3 protein-coding genes and 1 pseudogene are annotated in these 3167 nt (G+C 61.8%); all 4 read left to right on the top strand.

The window, feature by feature from the left end:
- On the top strand, positions 1 to 241 hold a 241-nt coding region (locus PG887_RS22025), incomplete at its 5' end, for a hypothetical protein (protein WP_270822918.1).
- A 3-nt stretch (positions 242 to 244) separates the two neighbouring features.
- A complete protein-coding gene (locus PG887_RS22020; RefSeq protein ID WP_010675944.1) occupies positions 245 to 1603 on the top strand; it encodes an NCS2 family permease in 1359 nt (452 codons plus the stop codon).
- Between the two features lie 228 nt (positions 1604 to 1831).
- On the top strand, positions 1832 to 2902 hold the full coding sequence (gene dhaK, locus PG887_RS22015; protein WP_270822917.1) for a dihydroxyacetone kinase subunit DhaK: 1071 nt from the start codon (positions 1832 to 1834) through the stop codon (positions 2900 to 2902).
- A gap of 9 nt (positions 2903 to 2911) precedes the next feature.
- Positions 2912 to 3052, top strand: a pseudogene (locus tag PG887_RS22010) (dihydroxyacetone kinase); the annotation flags it as partial.
- Positions 3053 to 3167: the final 115 nt, after the last annotated feature.

The following is a 3167-nucleotide window of genomic DNA, read 5'->3' as shown; positions in this document are numbered from 1 at the left end:
CCCGAGAAACCCGAGCCGGAGCAAAAAGAGGCTGCTTAAAACAGCTTTGCGCGACAACTATCTTGAAAAACGCCGGAGTGTAGAAGCTTGGGATGGGCCTCTCTCATGGAAAATGAGGCCTCCAACGAGCCCTTTTATGAAAAACTTCGGGGAAATGGGGGCTTATCCGCTGCAATCTCGTCAAATTCTTGCTATTTTGCGCGCCAGCAAGCAAACGATTTCCTTCACACTTTCAGGATGAACTATGGCAACGCAACAAACGACGGCCCGCGCCGGCAATGGCGGGTTTCTGGATTCCTATTTCTCCATCAGCCAGCGTGGCAGCACGGTGCGACAGGAGCTGCTGGCCGGGTTGACCACCTTCCTGGCGATGGTCTACAGCATCATCGTCGTGCCGAACATGCTGGGCGCAGCCGGTTTTGAGCAGGGCCCGGTGTTTGTGGCGACCTGTCTGATCGCCGCCTTCGGCTCCCTGCTGATGGGGCTCTGGGCCAAGCTGCCGATGGCCATCGGTTGTGCCATCTCTCTCACCGCCTTTACCGCCTTCAGCCTGGTGCTGGGTCAGGGGCTGAGCATTCCGGTCGCGCTAGGCGCCATCTTCCTGATGGGGGTGCTGTTCACCCTGATCAGCGTCACCGGCGTGCGCCAGTGGATCCTGGACAACCTTCCCTCCGGCATCGCCCACGGTACCGGCATCGGTATCGGCCTGTTCCTGCTGCTGATCGCCACCAACGGGGTCGGCATGGTGATCAAGAATGAAGGGGCTGGCCTGCCGGTGCAGCTCGGCGAGATCACTGCCTTCCCGGTCATCATGACGGTGCTGGGGCTGGCTGCCATCTTCGGTCTGGAGCGCCGCAAGGTGCCGGGCGGCATCCTGATGGTGATCATCGCCATCTCCATCCTCGGCCTCATCTTCGATCCGAAAGTGACCTGGCAGGGCTTCTTCGCCATGCCGAGCCTGAGTGGCGAGAATGGCTCCCTGGTGGGCAGCATGGATCTGCTGGGCGCCCTCAATCCGGTGGTGATTCCGACCGTGTTGGCGTTGGTGATGACCGCCGTGTTTGACGCCACCGGCACCATCCGTGCCGTGGCCGGTCAGGCTGGCCTCATCAACGAGCGTGGTCACATCATCAGCGGTGGCAAGGCCCTGACTGCGGACTCCGTCAGCAGCATGGTGGCGGGCGTGGTGGGTGGTGCTCCGGCAGCCGTCTACATCGAATCCGCCGCAGGGACCGCTGCCGGCGGCAAGACAGGTCTGACCGCCACCCTGGTCGGCGTGCTCTTCCTGCTGATGATCTTCCTCTCCCCGCTGAGCTATCTGGTACCGGCCTACGCCACCGCACCGGCCCTGATGTATGTGGGCCTGCTGATGCTGGGCAACGTCACCAAACTGGACTTCAACGACTCGGTCGATGCCCTCTCCGGCATGCTGTGCGCCGTCTTCATCGTGCTCACCTGCAACATCGTCACCGGTATCATGCTGGGCTTCGTGGCCCTGGTGGTCGGCCGCCTGTTTGCCGCCGAGTGGAAGAAGCTCAACATCGGCACCGTCATCATCGCTGTGGCCCTGGTGATCTTCTACGCCGGTGGCTGGGCCATCTAATCCTCACGCTATCGAGAAGGGCCCTGCGGGGCCCTTTTTCATGGCTGTGAGGCGGCTAACACTTTCCCGGATCTTCCCCATCCGCTCGTTTCAGATTGAAACGTCAGGCTTTGTTTGTTGTTTCAGATCCGAACCGAAACCCCTGTCATTTTTATCCCCCTATGGCTCGCTAGACTGGCTGCATCAACCATCTGTCCACCCGTGTGGTGGCAAGCCAAGGAGTGAGCCATGAAGAAGCTGATCAACGCTGTCGATGCCGTGGTCCGTGAACAACTGATGGGGATGGCCGCTGCCCACCCCGAGCTCAAGGTGCGAATCGAACCCCACTACATCACCCGCGCCGATTCCCCCGTGACGGGCAAGGTGGCGCTGGTCTCCGGTGGCGGCAGCGGCCACGAGCCCATGCACGGTGGCCTGGTGGGCAAAGGAATGCTGGATGGTGCCTGCCCCGGCGAGATCTTCACGTCCCCGACCCCGGATCAGATGTACGAGTGCGGTCAGGCCGTCGACGGCGGCGCCGGCGTGCTGTTTCTGGTGAAGAACTACACAGGCGACGTGCTCAACTTCGAGACCGCGGTCGAGCTGCTGCACGGTGACGGGGTCAAGGTGGGCTTCGCCCTCATCGATGACGACGTGGCGGTGAGGGACAGCCTCTACACCGCTGGCCGCCGCGGGGTTGCCACGACAGTGCTGTGCGAGAAGCTGGTCGGTGCCGCCGCCGAGGCGGGCTACGATCTGGCGCGCTGCGAGGCGTTGGCCCGTCGCATCAACAACCAGAGCCGCACCATAGGCGTGGCCATGCACGCCTGCACCGTGCCTGCTGCCGGCAAACCCTCCTTCACCCTGGCTGACAACGAGGTGGAGTTCGGCGTGGGCATTCACGGCGAGCCGGGCATCGAACGCCGTCCCTTCACCGACCTCAACGCCCTGGTGGACGACATGTTCAAGGAGCTGACCGACAACAGCCCCTATGGCCGCACCCTGCGCCACTGGGACAGAGCCACCGGCAGCTGGCAGGAAGAGCACACCTTTATCGAGCCGCTCAATGGGGGTGACAGGGTCATCGTCCTGGTCAACAGCCTCGGCGGCACCCCTGTCTCCGAGCTCTACGGCGTCTATGGTCGCCTCGCCACCCTGTGCGAAGAGGCGGGCATTCATCTGGTGCGCAACCTCATCGGCCCCTACTGCACCTCCCTCGACATGACCGGCATCTCCATCACCCTGCTCAAGGTGGATGACGAGCTGATGACCCTGTGGGATGCCCCCGTTCACACCCCGGCCCTGCGGCGCGGCTGCTGAGGAATATTCATGTTAAGCAAGCATCAGATCGTCAACTGGCTGCTCGACTGCGAGCACATCTTCACCGAGCAGCGTGACTACCTCACCGCGCTGGATACCGACATCGGCGACGGCGACCACGGCCTCAACATGCAGCGTGGCTTCGCCAAGGGAAGGTGCGAATAAGCGGGGAAATTCTTCTCGGCTGGCTCAGTCATTTCATTTCTTCATGTTTGAGCCGATTTTTTCTCCCGTAAATGCCTTGAATCAGCCTATTTAGACCGTT

Origin of the sequence: Aeromonas sp. QDB14 (assembly GCF_027707845.1) — a bacterium.
Lineage (GTDB): Bacteria > Pseudomonadota > Gammaproteobacteria > Enterobacterales > Aeromonadaceae > Aeromonas > Aeromonas caviae.
Note: the sequence above shows the minus strand (reverse complement) of the source record. Positions and strands in the feature narration are given on the sequence as shown.

Excerpts from the sequence above, each read along its gene's own strand:
- PG887_RS22020 (WP_010675944.1), top strand. The coding sequence starts at position 245 with ATGGCAACGCAACAAACGACGGCCCGCGCCGGCAATGGCGGGTTTCTG.
- dhaK (WP_270822917.1), top strand. The coding sequence starts at position 1,832 with ATGAAGAAGCTGATCAACGCTGTCGATGCCGTGGTCCGTGAACAACTG.